Here is a 12,810-nt window from a genome sequence, read left to right as displayed (position 1 = left end):
TCAGCGTGGCGAGGGCCGGGATCCAGGGGCGGCGGGGTGCGGGGCCGGACGCTCGAAGGGGCAACCCTCGTGGTTGCCCGCCTCCGTGCCGTCCCCACCGTCATACCGGCGCAGGCCGGTATCCAGGGGCGGCCGGGTGCAGGGCCGGACGCTCGAAGGGGCAACCCTCGTGGTTGCCCGCCTCCTGCCGTCCCCACCGTCATACCGGCGCAGGCCGGTATCCAGGGGTGGTCGGGTGCGGGGCAGTCGCTCCGTAGCGGGCAACCCTCGTGGTTGCTCGCCCCTCTGGCGCCTACAGCATCTTGAGTTGCTCGGGCTCCGGCGGCGGCTCCTCCTCCACGGCGGTCACCGCGGCGCGGCGCGCCTCTTCGACAAGCGCGGGCAGCTTCCGAATGTCCTCCTCCAGGTAGCGCCGAAGGCTGCCCTGGTGCAGCGCGGCCGCTGGGTGGTACATCGGGAAGATCGTGCGCTTCCCCCACTGCACCGGCTTGCCGTGAACGCGCGAGATTGTCGCCCCCGGCATGAAGCGGGCCATTGAGAATCGCCCCAACGTGACGATGACCGGCGGGTCCAGCAGCCGGATTTGCTGGTCAAGGTACTTGCGGCACGCCTGGATCTCGTCCGGCAGCGGGTCGCGGTTGTTCGGCGGCCGGCACTTCACGACATTCGCGATGTACACGTCGCGCCGCGTCAGCCCGATGCCGGCGAGCAGGTCCTCCAGCAGCTTGCCGGCGGGCCCCACGAAGGGCCGCCCCTGCTGGTCCTCGTGGTACCCCGGCCCCTCGCCGATGAGCATGATGTCCGGTCGCTCCGGCCCCTCCCCCGGCACGCTCCGCGTGCGCTGCTCGCACAGCGTGCAGTCGGTGCACGTCTCCACGGCCTGAACCAGGGCTTCAAGCGTGTCCATACGGCCTCCAGGGCGCTTCTGAATGGGTTGACGAGATGGTAGCACCCGAGCGTCGCGCCGCGTCAATGATCTCCCGCGCACGTTTGACCCAAGAATGCGACACGGAGGCGTCGGCGCGGGGTATTCGCGCTACCTATGGCTGAAACTCATTGATGCGAAACTGGGTGTTTCTGCGGACATGCGCCTTGATTAGTATGTATTAATAAGAAATATGTGTTGACACGTTATAGAGTGTGTGCTATACCAAGAATCGCTTGCTTTTGAATGTCCCTTGCAGCCTTGGAGCATAAGGGACACCTTACATCTTCTGGAGGTTAGTCCATGCAAACGTGGAGGTTGCTAGTGGTATGGCGTCATGCCGGGAATCACCGTGCAATAGCTCCCTGGCTCGCCCTCTTGTGCGTGGCCGCGCTGGTCGGCGCAGCGGCCCTTGCGTGCGAGGGCGAGGACTCCGGCCCCGGCTCGCTCACCGTCTACTCCGGCCGCAGTGAGTCCCTGGTCGCCCCCATCATCGAGCAGTTCGCGGACGCTACGGGCATCGACGTGAATGTCCGGTACGCTGGCACCGCCGCAATCGCCGCGACGCTGTTGGAGGAGGGCGACAACAGCCCCGCCGACGTATTCTTCGCCCAGGACCCCGGCGGGCTTGGTGCCGTCGAAGACCGCCTTGACCCGTTGCCCCAGTCGGTCCTCGACCTCGCGCCAGAGTGGGCGCGCTCACCCGATGGCCGCTGGGTCGGCACCTCAGGCCGCGCCCGCACGCTGGTCTACAACACCGAGACGCTCACCGAGTCGGACCTGCCCGACGACATCCGCGGCCTCACCGACCCGAAGTGGAGGGGGCGCATCGGCTGGGCGCCCACCAACGGCTCCTTCCAGGCCATGGTCACCGCCATGCGTAGCCGCTGGGGCGAGGACGCCACCCGCGAGTGGCTCGAGGGCGTGCAGGCCAACGAGGCCACCGTGTACCCCAAGAACACCCCGCAGGTGGCCGCTGCCGCTGCCGGCGAGATAGACGTCGGCCTCGTGAACCACTACTACCTGCATCGCTTCCTCACGGAGGAGGGTGACTCGTTCATGGCTCGCAACTACCACCCTCGCGGCGGCGGCCCCGGTGCGCTGGTGATGGTCGCCGGCGTGGGCATCCTCTCGACGTCCGAAAACAAGGAGAACGCCCAGCGGTTCATCGAGTTCATGCTGTCGTTGGCTGCCCAGCAGTACTTCGCCAGCCAGACGTATGAGTACCCCTTGGTCGAGGGTGTCAAGACCCAGCGCGGGCTCACGCCCATCGAGGAGATCAACAACCCGTTGGTCACGCCAAAGGAGATGGCCGACCTGGAGGGTACGCAGGCGCTGCTGCGGGAAGTGGGCATCACACCGTAACCAAAGCGAGCCCCGATCTGGCGGCGTCCAGGCCCATCGCAAAGAGCGGGCATCCAACCTGTTCGCATGGTGGCGCACAAGGCCCCCTGCGAACGGGTTGGGTTGTCCCTTGGCAAATGATGTACGCTGAGACCGGCGAGGTGACATGCAAGCGGTCGAGCCACAGAGCGGAAATGCGTTGACGCGCCTCATTGGGATGGGCGGCGCGCCAAATCGGCAGCGCCGTCCACCATTCGTGTTCTGGGCGCCGGCCCTCCTCGTGTCGTTGGCGATGGTGCTGCCCCTTGTGTACCTTGTCGAGCGTTCGCTGGACGGCGGCGGTGAGGTGGTGGACCTGCTGCTGCGGCAGCGTACCCTGGAGATCCTGTACCGGTCCGCGGTGCTCGTCGCGGTGGTCACGGTGGCGTCGGCGCTCATCGCCGTCCCGCTCGCGTGGCTCACCGTGCGCACGGACCTGCCCCTCCGGCGATTCTGGTCCGTCGTGACCGTGCTCCCCCTGGTGATACCCAGCTACGTGGGCGCGTTCTTGTTGGTAGTGGCCCTGGGCCCGCGAGGCATGCTGCATGGGTTGCTGGAGCGATTTGTCGACATCGATCGGCTGCCGGATATCTCGGGTTTGGTAGGCGCGGCGCTGGCGCTGACGCTGCTGAGCTTTCCCTACACCTTGCTCAGCGTGCGAGCGTCTCTCTGGGGTCAGGACCCCGCGCTGGAAGAGATGTCGCGTGCGCTCGGCAATGGCCGGTGGCGCACCCTCTGGCGCGTGACCCTGCCCCTCCTCCGGCCCTCCATTGCGGCGGGGTCCCTGCTGGTCGCGCTCTACACCCTGAGCGACTTTGGCGCGGTGTCGCTGCTGCGGTACGAAACCTTCACGTGGGCCATCTTTCTGCAATACGAGACCGCCTTCAATCGAGCTTTGGCCGCCGCGCTCTCCCTGGTGATGATCGCCGTGGCGCTCGGCTTGGTGGTCCTCGAGGCGCAGGCGCGGGGTCGCTCGCGCTACTACCGGGCCGCCACGGGCGCGGCGCGGCCCACGTCGCTCGTGGAGCTGGGGCGGCTTAAGTGGCCCGCCTTTGGCTTCGCGGCAATCGTGACGGCCCTATCGCTGGCTGCGCCGCTGTCGCTGCTGGCATTCTGGGCCATCCGGGGTATCGCGGCGGGCGAGCCCGTGAGGCTGCTGTGGGGCAACGCGCTCAACTCCGTGTACGCCTCCGGCCTGGCCGCAATCGTCGCCGTGGTCGCTGCCGTGCCCGTCGTCATGTTTACGCTGCGCTTTCCCGGCCGGCTTAGCTGGGTTGTGGAGCGCCTCTCGTACACGGGCTTCGCATTGCCGGGCATCGCCGTCGCGCTTGCCCTGATCTTCTTTGGCGCTCGGTTTGCGACGCCCCTCTACCAGACTCTCTTCCTGCTGGTGTTCGCCTACGTCGTCCTCTTCTTCCCCCAGTCCTTGGGCGCGGTGCGCGCGACATATCTGCAGGTGAGCCCGCGGCTCGGCGAGGCGGCATACGGCCTCGGCAAGAGTCCGCTCGGCATCATCTGGCACATTTCCCTGCCCCTGATGCTCCCCGGCATGCTGGCGGGCGGCGCACTGGTGTTCCTGACGGCAATGAAGGAGCTGCCGGCCACGCTGTTGCTGAGCCCCATTGGCTATGGCACACTGGCCACGTCGATCTGGGCCGCCGCTGAGGAGGCGTTCTTCGCGCAGGCGGCGGTGCCGGCCCTGCTGTTGGTGGCCGTCTCCGCGGTGCCAACGGCATTTCTTATTCTCCGAGAGCCAAGGAGGGGACGGTGAACGTTCCCGCCGTTCTGTGCCAGGGCGTGTCGAAGCGCTTTCCCGGCGCCGAATCGCCTGCGCTGCACAGCCTTGACCTCGAGGCGGAGGCCGGGAGCATCGTCGCTCTCCTCGGCCCGAGCGGCAGCGGCAAGACGACGGCGATGCGCATCATCGCCGGGTTTGAGACCCCGGACACCGGGACGGTCGACATCGCCGGCCAACGGGTGGCCGGCCCGGGACGATTCGTCACCGCGGACCGCCGTCGCATCGGGATGGTCTTCCAGGAATACGCCCTCTTTCCGCATCTCACAGTTGCGGCGAACGTGGGGTTCGGGGTAAACGACAGGTCCAAACGCACCAGGCGCGTTGCGGAAGTGCTGGGGCTGGTGGGCTTGACCGGTTTGGAAGACCGGATGCCTCATGAGCTCTCGGGTGGGCAGCAGCAGCGGGTTGCGCTGGCTCGTGCCCTGTGTCCGCAGCCGGCCGTGCTGCTCTTGGACGAGCCGTTCTCCAACCTGGACGAGGCGCTCCGCAAACAGGTGCGCAGCGAGGTTCGCGACATCCTGAAGTTCACCGGCACCACGGCCCTCTTCGTCACCCACGACCAGGACGAGGCGCTCTTCATGGGCGATCGTGTCGCTGTGCTCAACCTTGGCATGCTCCAGCAGGTGGCGACGCCGGAGGAGATCTACCACGCTCCGGCGACGCGCTTTGTCGCGGAGTTCATTGGCATTGGGGACTTTCTGACTGTCAGCAATGAAGAGGGCCGGCTGATGACTGTCGCCGGACCCCTGCCGTGGCCGAGCGATTCCCTGCCCGACAGCGCCCAGGTGCTGCTCCGCCCGGACGACTTGACCCTTACCCCCTCGGAATCGGGCCAGGGCATCATCATGGAACGGCAGTTCTTGGGCCCCACGTATTTGTACGACGTAGCGCTTGACAACGGACGCTCAGTGCGCGTCATGCTGCACCATACCCGGCAGTACGACGTGGGAACGACAGTGGACGTGCGAATCGTGGCCGAACACCGCCTTGCCTGCTTCGTGGACGGCGCCCGCGTGGAATAGGTACGGCGTGCTCTTTCCCCTTTGGGATGAGGTGAGGGTTCGTTCGCCCTGACGCCTCTCCCGATACGTGCGCCCTGAGCTTGTCGAAGGGTTTCATGAACGGATTGCCCCGCAGCAACCACCCCGTCTGCTATACCCCCCTCACTCGTCGTTCCTGCGGAACCCAGAGGGGCGGGGATGTGTGGGGCGCTCCCGCAAACCTTGCGACCCTCATACCGGCGAATGCCGGTATCCAGGGAGGAGGGAGCCCCTTTCCCCTTGGACAAGGAAGGTTGGAGTCTGCCCCGTACCCGATACGGGGGTGGGTGATGCCCCTACGGGATCAGCGGCTTGCGGCAGATCGTCTCGTGGCGGTGCGGCCCCGTCGACACCAGGTCGATGGAGCACCCGATGATCTCCTCGATGCCCCGCACGTACGCCTGCGCCTCCGCAGGCAGGTCGTCCCACTCGGTCAGCCCCGCCGTTGGCTTGTCCCACCCCGTGAAGTCGCGGTAGACCGGCTTGCACTGCTCCAACGCCCGCGTCTGGGCCGGGAACCCCTCCAGCGGCTTGCCGTCTAGCTCGTAGCCGACGCAGACCCTGACGGGATTGAACCCGTCCAGCACGTCCAACCGCGTGAGGATGCCCGACGTGAGGTCGTTGACAATGACGCCGTAGCGGGAGGCGACGCCGTCGAACCAGCCGCAGCGCCGCGGCCGTCCCGTCGTCGTGCCGAACTCCGCGCCGCGCTCCCGGATCAGCTCGCCCATGTCGTCGTTGAGCTCCGTCGGCATCGGCCCCGCGCCGACGCGCGACGTGTACGCCTTGAATACGCCGAAGACGCCCGCCACCGACCGCGGCCCGATGCCCAGTCCTGCGCACGCGCCCCCAATGCTCGAATGCGAAGAGGTCACGTACGGGTACGTGCCGTGGTCCAGGTCCAGCAGCGTCCCCTGCGCCCCCTCCAGTAGCACGTTCTCGCCGCGGCCCAGCGCCTCGCGCACACGCTCCTCGACGGGGGCGATGAATGGCAACAGCTCGTCCCGCCACCGCAGGCACTGCTGGAACAGGTCCTCGATGTCGAAAGCCTCTGCCTCGTGGACCTTGGTGATCGCCTGGTTTGCCCGTGCCGCCGCCGTGGTCAGCCGGTCGCGCAGCCCCTCGGCGTCCAGCATGTCGCCGAAGCGAATGCCTGAGCGGGCCACTCGGTCGACGTAGGCGGGCCCGACGCCCCGCCCGGTCGTGCCGAGTGCGTCCTGCCCCCGCCCAATCTCTTCCAGTTGGTCCAGCCGCACGTGGTAGGGCATGATGACGTGCGCCCGGTCGCTGACCTGCAGCTTGCTGACGTCGATGCCCCTGGCGCGCAGGTCGTTGATCTCCTCGATGAGCACGTCGGGGTCGACAACCACCCCGTTGCCGATGACCGGGGTGACCTGTGGCCAGATGACTCCTGAGGGCATGAGGTGGAACTTGAACTCACCCGCCGCGTTCAGGACCGTATGGCCGGCGTTGTTTCCGCCGGAGTAGCGGGCCACCATGGTGACGTTGTCGCAAAGGTAGTCGATGACCTTCCCCTTGCCCTCGTCGCCCCACTGGCCACCAATTACCGCGTAGGCAGGCATTCCTCCTCCAAGGCTCCTAGAATGGGGGGTTAGTGCAGAAAAGCCAAGGCATTGTATCAGATACGGCCTTGCGATGGGAACCTGTCCCCTCCGCGCCGCGTCCTTACCGTCGAGGGCGCCTGACGGTGCCGATTTTGGGGTTTATCGAGCATAGGCCCATGCTATAATTGGCGTGGCTGTGACATTGGCCGCGGTACGGGCTGCCGCGGCGCGCTAGCTTCCCGAATAGATTGGAGGAGATGGCATGCCGTATTTGGAGGAGATGAAGATCTTCAGCGGCAACTCGCACACGTCCTTGGCCGAAGACGTCTGCGAATATGTGGAAATGCCGCTGGGCAGGGCCCGCGTCACCAAGTTCTCCAATGACAACACGTTTGTGCAGTACGAGGAGAACATCAGGCAGCAGGACGTCTTCATCATCCAACCGTTTTCCTACCCCGTAAACGACACGATCATGGAGCTCCTCATCATGATCGACGCGGCCAAGCGAGCATCTGCGGGCCGTATCACGGCCGTCATCCCCTACTACGCCTACGGCCGCACCGACAAGAAGGACCAGCCCCGCGTGCCCATCACCGCGCGGTTGCTGGCCGACCTGCTCACCGTCGCCGGCGCGAACCGGGTGGTGACGGTGGACATGCACGCGGGCCAGATCCAGGGCTTCTTCAACATCCCCGTGGACGAGCTGACGGCCCTGCCGCTCCTCACCGACTACTTCCGTCGCAAGGATCTGGAGGACCCGGTGGTGGTCGCGGTCGACATCGGCATCAGCAAGCGGGCGCGCGACATGGCGACGAAGCTGGGTGCGCCGCTGGCCATCATCGAGAAGCGTCGGCTGGACAACCATGACCATACTGAGGTCATGAACGTTATAGGAGATGTGAGGGGCAGGACGGCCATCACCTTTGACGATGAGACGGGCACGGGCGGCTCGCTGCAACTCGCGGTCAATGCCGCCTTGGACGCCGGCGCCAGGGAGGTCTACTCCTGCTCCACCCACGGGGTGTTCACGTCGCCGGCCGTCGACAGGATAAACGGCATGGGCATCAGGGAAATGGTGGTGACGGACACGCTGCCGACCGCCTGTTCCACCAACGTTCCCAAGATCAAGGTGTTGTCCGTGGCGAGCCTGCTGGGTGAGGCAATCTGCCGCATCCACGAGGGCCGCTCTGTTGGTGAGCTCTTCTCTGACTAGCCGCCGGAGCCGCGTTATACTGGACTTGTACGGACTCAGGCGGAACAAGTTGGCATAAGGGGACTGTTGCATGGTTGGAATGCTCGGAAAGATATTCAAGGGTGACCCGGAAGCGCCCGTCAAGAAGCGCTGGCCGGTGGTAGAGGACATAAACGCCCTTGAATCCCGCGTACAGGCGGCCACCGGCGAGGAACTCGCTGGCAGCACCGCCCGCTTCCGCGCGAGACTGGACGCGGGCGAGGACCTCGAAGACCTCCTGCCGGAGGTCTTTGCCGCCGTCCGCGAGTCGGCCCGCCGCTCGACCGGCATGCGCCATTTCGACGTTCAGCTCATCGGCGGCATGGTCCTCCATGAGGGCAAGATCGCCGAGATGGGCACCGGCGAGGGCAAGACCCTCGTCGCCACCCTCGCCGCCTACCTCAACGCCCTCACCGGCAACGGTGTCCACGTCATCACCGTCAACGACTACCTCGCCAAGCGCGACACCCAGTGGATGGGGCCCGTCTACCACGGCCTCGGCATGAGCGTCGCCTGCCTGCAGCACGAGCTCGCCTACGTCCTCGACCCCGGCGTGCACTCGGACAACCCTGGGCTCAACGCGCTGCGCCTGATTTCCCGCCGTGAGGCCTACGATGCTGACATAACGTATGGCACCAACCACGAGTTCGGCTTCGATTACCTCCGCGACAACATGGCCGTCGACAAGTCCCAACAGGTGCAGCGCGGCCACCACTACGCCATCGTCGACGAGGTTGACAACATCCTCATCGACGAGGCCCGCACGCCCCTCATCATCAGCGGCCCGGCGCAGGAGGCCACGAAGACCTACGCCACCATGGCCCGCATCGCTCCCCGGCTGGAGCGGGAGGATGACTTCACTATCGATGAAAAGCACCGCACCGTCTCGCTGACGGAAGACGGCATCGCGAAGGTGGAACGCTCCCTCAACATCGGCAACCTGTACGACCCCGCCAATTACTACATGACCCACTACGTTGAGAACGCCGTGAAGGCCATGGTGCTCTTTCAGAAGGACAAGGAATACCTCGTAGAGAACGGCGAGATCGTCATCGTAGACGAGTTCACCGGCCGCAAGATGTATGGGCGCCGGTACTCGGACGGTCTGCACCAGGCGCTGGAGGCCAAGGAGGACCTGCGGGTGCAGCAGGAGAGCATTACCTACGCCACCATCACGCTGCAGAACTACTTCCGTATGTATGAGAAGCTCGCCGGCATGACGGGCACCGCCATGACCGAGTCCGAGGAGCTCATGCGCATCTACCGCCTCGATGTCGTGGTCATCCCGCCCAACAAGGAACGCGTGCGGGAGGACAACACGGACCTCATTTACCGGTCGCATGAGGGCAAGTGGAAGGCCATCGTGGAGAATATCAAGGAGATCCACCAGGAGGGCCGCCCCATCCTCGTCGGCACGGCCTCCGTTGAGAGCTCAGAGGCCCTCGACGCCATGCTGCGTCGCAGCGGCATCCCGCACCAGGTGCTGAACGCCAGGAACCACGAGCACGAGGCGCAGATCGTCGCCCAGGCCGGCCGCGTCGGCGCCGTCACCGTGTCGACCAACATGGCCGGCCGCGGCACCGACATCGTCCTCGGCGGCAACCCGGACATCCTCGCCCTCGACGAGCTCCGCAGGGCGGGCTACACGTCCTTGGACGGCGCGCCCCCGGAGGTTGTCGAGAAAGCCCGCGCCACCGTCCAGCACCAGTGGGACCAGGAGCACCGGCGCGTCGTCGAACTCGGTGGCCTCTACGTTATCGGCACTGAGAAGAACGACGCCCGCCGCATCGACAACCAGCTCCGGGGCCGCTCCGGCCGCCAGGGCGACCCGGGCAGCACCCGCTTCTTCGTGTCCCTTGAGGACGACCTCGTCCGGCGCTTCGGCGGCGACCGCATTCAGAGCATTATGGGCATGGCCGGCATGACGGATGACATGCCCATGGAAAACAAGATGGTCAGCAACGCCCTCGGCAACGCCCAGACCAAGGTCGAGGCCTCCCACTTCGAGATCCGCAAGCGCCTCGTCGAGTACGACGACGTCATCAACACCCACCGCAAGGTCATCTATGAGGAGCGGGTCAAGGTGCTGGAGGATGCAGACCTTAAGGGCAACATCCAGGGCATGCTGGAACAGGAGCTCGACCGCATCGTCGACAACTATGTCGAGGGCAATGACCCCGATGAGTGGGCGCTTGATGACATGGTGGAGGAGCTCCGCACCATCTTCCCCATCCCGCCCCACCTGGAGGCCCTGTCATTGGAGCAGCTTTCCGGCGACGAGATCGGCGACGCCATCCACGACTACGCCATGCAGCTCTACGAGCAGCGCGAGCAGGCGGTCGGCGAAGAGCACATGCGCATCATCGAGCGCCTCGTGACCCTCCGCACCATCGACTCTCACTGGGTCATCCACCTCACGTCGATGGAGAATCTGCGGCAGGGTGTCGGCCTCCACGCCTACGGCCAGCGCGACCCCCTCGTGATGTACCGGACAGAGGGCCACCAGAAGTTCCAGGACATGATGGCCACCATCCAGCACGACATCGTCCACACCGTATTCCACGCCACCCTGCTGGAGGGCCGCCCGGCCCCGTCCAACCGCGCAGCCTCCATGAATCGCAGCCCGATGGCTGCCGCGGCCGGCCGCCAGGCGCCCGAGCCCGTCGGCGCGGGCGCAGGCCGAAAGGTCGGCCGCAACGACCCCTGCCCCTGCGGCAGCGGGGTAAAGTACAAGCGGTGCCACGGAGCGGCGTGATGTCCGAGTCTTCTGCACATGCCAACGAGTCCATCGCCCGGCTGTTCGACCGCCTGACGGGCCTCTATGAGATGCAGGAGGGTGGTGGCTTCAAGGCCCGCGCCTACCGCAAGGGTGCTCAGGCCATCCGAGATCTCCCCGAGGCCCTGACCGCGATGGTGGCCTCCGGCGCAGACCTCCGGAAAATCCCCGGCGTCGGGGTAGCCATCGACCGCAAGGTGCGCGAGTTCCTCGACACCGGCCGTGTCCGCACCTACGACCGCGAGTCCGCCAACGTCTCCCCCCTCGCCCTCGCCCTCCTCCACGTCCCCGGCATCGGCGGCGCGTCCGTCCGGCGCCTGCTCGATGAGACCGGCGCGCCCTCCGCCGGTGCCCTGCTCGCCGCCCTCGACGCCGGCGCAGGCGCATGGCTCCCCGCTAGCGGCCCCCGCTCCGTCGAGGCCGTCCGCGAGCTCCTCGCCGGTCTAACTGAGTCTGCACCCCTGGCGGTGCTGCGATGACCGGCGCGCGTACAAAGGGCCGCACAGCGACCGTGGATGGAGCTGCTGTCGAGGACCCGCAAGTCGCGCAGACCACCCTCCGCCTGCGGCAGGCCGTCCAGGACGGTCGTCCTTGGCAGGAGGCCCTGCTGCAAGCCATGGAGCAGTGGACGCTGCCGGAGGAGACCATCGGCGGCGTCCACCGCCGCTACCTCCTCCTCGGCGAGGCGTTCGACTGGCTCCTGCTCGCCCGCCGCCTCGGCGCGGAGGTGGTGGAGCTCATACCTGAAGACGAACGCCGCAACAAGCTGCACACCGGCCACTTCATCTTTGACATACCCGTGGTGGAGTTGCGGCGGCTGCTGGGCGTCACCAAGTACCGCGCCTACCTGAACTACTGGTACGGCGTCACCGTGGAGCAGACCCTCCAGCTCGCCGTGCAACAGGAGGTCCGCAAGGAGCGGATGAGCCTGGGCGTCCGGGCGCGCCGCGGCGTAACGGACGCCGTCTTCAACAAGGTCTACGGCCGGCCCCGCGGTGAGCTCCTCGCGGAGTTCCGCGCCGAGTGGCCCCTGAGCCGCTCCGACGACCATCCCGGCACGGAGCTGAAGGCCTTCACCTACTGGCTCTTCAAGCTGCGCGTCTACCGCTCCGACCCTGCCCGCGTCGCCAGCGACACCCGCAAGGCGCTGGAGTGGCTCCACGAGCGCCTCGGCGCACTCCCCTCCATCGCCGCAGAGGAGCTAGCAGCACACCTGGCCGCCCACCGGCGGTAACAACAACTCAGTCCCTTCCCCCCAGGGGGGAAGGTTAGGATGGGGGAGTGTCTCCCCAGCCCAAAAACTCCATGATGTAAGGAGCGCACCCGTTAGCGCCGATCAATACTGATTCACTAGGAAAAGGCACATGAACCCCACAAAACTCCTGCGCCCGGCCCTCGCCCTCGCGGCAGCCCTCACCCTGTCGTTAGCCACCGCAGTCTGCGGCACAGACCTCGCCGAGGACGCCGCCACCGCCTGCGTCGACGAGACCGGCCGCGCGGCCGGCATCCGCGTAACCCTCGTCACCGTCTGGAACGGCACCCCGGAGTTCCTCCCGGAGGACATAGGCGTCACTGAAGACTGCATCCGCCCCGTCCACACCATAGACAACTCCTCCTACGTCTACATCGTCGGCGACAAGAAATACACCGTCGGCCACTTCTTTGACGTCTGGCCTGACAACCCATCCCCCCGCCCCAACGCCACCGTCGAGAACGTCTCCCTCAACGGCGTCCGCTACGAGGACAACTACCGTGACATAGTCTTCGAGGACGACCAACGCATAGTAGTAGCCTTCGGAGATCGCACCCCATAACCTGTTCGTCTTACCAGCGAAGGCAGGAATCCAGAGGCGGGAATGGGCGTCCCTAGTCGCGATTCGCGAATCACCCCTCCCTCGCCAGCGGGAACGCAAACCGCCCCCACCCTCATACCGGCGCATGCCGGTATCCAGAAAAGCCCTGCACATAACATACTCCGCACCAAGGGGACACCGTAGGGCCGACCCTCGTGGTCGCCCGCACCTCCGCGTCATTCCTGCGAAGGCAGGAATCCAGAGGTGTGGGCAAGGGGGCTTCCCCAAAGGCATGCCGT

General features: G+C 66.1%; 10 protein-coding genes. 8 read left to right on the top strand and 2 right to left on the bottom strand.

Annotated elements, in window-relative coordinates; all coding sequences use genetic code 11:
- Positions 1 to 292: 292 nt before the first annotated feature.
- The gene (locus tag OXC99_08325; protein MCY4624989.1) at positions 293 to 907 is read right to left on the bottom strand and encodes a uracil-DNA glycosylase; all 615 of its coding nucleotides are present in this window, start codon (positions 905 to 907) and stop codon (positions 293 to 295) included.
- A 402-nt stretch (positions 908 to 1,309) separates the two neighbouring features.
- On the opposite strand from OXC99_08325, the gene OXC99_08320 reads away from it, so the two are divergent.
- The 3 genes from OXC99_08320 to OXC99_08310 all read left to right on the top strand — a co-directional run bounded on the left by OXC99_08320 (position 1,310) and on the right by OXC99_08310 (position 5,128).
- A complete protein-coding gene (locus tag OXC99_08320; GenBank protein MCY4624988.1) occupies positions 1,310 to 2,290 on the top strand; it encodes an iron ABC transporter substrate-binding protein in 981 nt (326 codons plus the stop codon).
- A gap of 145 nt (positions 2,291 to 2,435) precedes the next feature.
- Positions 2,436 to 4,079, top strand: coding sequence for an iron ABC transporter permease (locus OXC99_08315; GenBank protein ID MCY4624987.1), 1,644 nt, complete (start codon positions 2,436 to 2,438; stop codon positions 4,077 to 4,079).
- A complete protein-coding gene (locus tag OXC99_08310) occupies positions 4,076 to 5,128 on the top strand; it encodes an ABC transporter ATP-binding protein (GenBank protein ID MCY4624986.1) in 1,053 nt (350 codons plus the stop codon). Before OXC99_08315 ends, OXC99_08310 begins: the two co-directional genes overlap by 4 nt.
- A gap of 314 nt (positions 5,129 to 5,442) precedes the next feature.
- Here OXC99_08310 and OXC99_08305 read toward each other — a convergent pair whose 3' ends face one another.
- On the bottom strand, positions 5,443 to 6,729 hold the full coding sequence (locus tag OXC99_08305; protein ID MCY4624985.1) for an adenylosuccinate synthase: 1,287 nt from the start codon (positions 6,727 to 6,729) through the stop codon (positions 5,443 to 5,445).
- 244 nt (positions 6,730 to 6,973) lie between these two features.
- Here OXC99_08305 and OXC99_08300 point away from each other — a divergent pair, with 244 nt between their 5' ends.
- From OXC99_08300 to OXC99_08280, 5 genes are all read left to right on the top strand, one after another.
- Positions 6,974 to 7,924, top strand: a complete 951-nt coding sequence (locus tag OXC99_08300) for a ribose-phosphate pyrophosphokinase (GenBank protein MCY4624984.1) — start codon at positions 6,974 to 6,976, stop codon at positions 7,922 to 7,924.
- 79 nt (positions 7,925 to 8,003) lie between these two features.
- Complete coding sequence (gene secA, locus OXC99_08295) at positions 8,004 to 10,697, top strand: preprotein translocase subunit SecA (GenBank protein ID MCY4624983.1); 2,694 nt, start codon at positions 8,004 to 8,006, stop codon at positions 10,695 to 10,697.
- On the top strand, positions 10,697 to 11,197 hold the full coding sequence (locus OXC99_08290) for a hypothetical protein (protein ID MCY4624982.1): 501 nt from the start codon (positions 10,697 to 10,699) through the stop codon (positions 11,195 to 11,197). Before secA ends, OXC99_08290 begins: the two co-directional genes overlap by 1 nt.
- On the top strand, positions 11,194 to 11,952 hold the full coding sequence (locus OXC99_08285) for a hypothetical protein (GenBank protein ID MCY4624981.1): 759 nt from the start codon (positions 11,194 to 11,196) through the stop codon (positions 11,950 to 11,952). Before OXC99_08290 ends, OXC99_08285 begins: the two co-directional genes overlap by 4 nt.
- 130 nt (positions 11,953 to 12,082) lie before the next feature.
- Positions 12,083 to 12,532 (top strand): hypothetical protein, encoded by a 450-nt coding sequence (locus OXC99_08280; protein ID MCY4624980.1) that lies wholly within the window; start codon positions 12,083 to 12,085, stop codon positions 12,530 to 12,532.
- Positions 12,533 to 12,810: the final 278 nt, after the last annotated feature.

It is taken from the genome of Chloroflexota bacterium (genome assembly GCA_026713825.1).
GTDB lineage: Bacteria > Chloroflexota > Dehalococcoidia > Lucifugimonadales > UBA1127 > UBA1127.
The sequence above is the reverse complement of the archived record's forward strand: the minus strand, read 5'-3'. Positions and strand labels throughout refer to the sequence as shown.

What these genes read in the sequence shown, in the direction of transcription:
- OXC99_08325 (MCY4624989.1), bottom strand. Translation starts at nt 907, where the DNA reads ATGGACACGCTTGAAGCCCTGGTTCAGGCCGTGGAGACGTGCACCGAC.
- OXC99_08315 (MCY4624987.1), top strand. Translation starts at nt 2,436, where the DNA reads ATGCAAGCGGTCGAGCCACAGAGCGGAAATGCGTTGACGCGCCTCATT.
- OXC99_08305 (MCY4624985.1), bottom strand. Translation starts at nt 6,729, where the DNA reads ATGCCTGCCTACGCGGTAATTGGTGGCCAGTGGGGCGACGAGGGCAAG.
- OXC99_08300 (MCY4624984.1), top strand. Translation starts at nt 6,974, where the DNA reads ATGCCGTATTTGGAGGAGATGAAGATCTTCAGCGGCAACTCGCACACG.
- secA (MCY4624983.1), top strand. Translation starts at nt 8,004, where the DNA reads ATGCTCGGAAAGATATTCAAGGGTGACCCGGAAGCGCCCGTCAAGAAG.
- OXC99_08290 (MCY4624982.1), top strand. Translation starts at nt 10,697, where the DNA reads ATGTCCGAGTCTTCTGCACATGCCAACGAGTCCATCGCCCGGCTGTTC.
- OXC99_08285 (MCY4624981.1), top strand. Translation starts at nt 11,194, where the DNA reads ATGACCGGCGCGCGTACAAAGGGCCGCACAGCGACCGTGGATGGAGCT.
- OXC99_08280 (MCY4624980.1), top strand. Translation starts at nt 12,083, where the DNA reads ATGAACCCCACAAAACTCCTGCGCCCGGCCCTCGCCCTCGCGGCAGCC.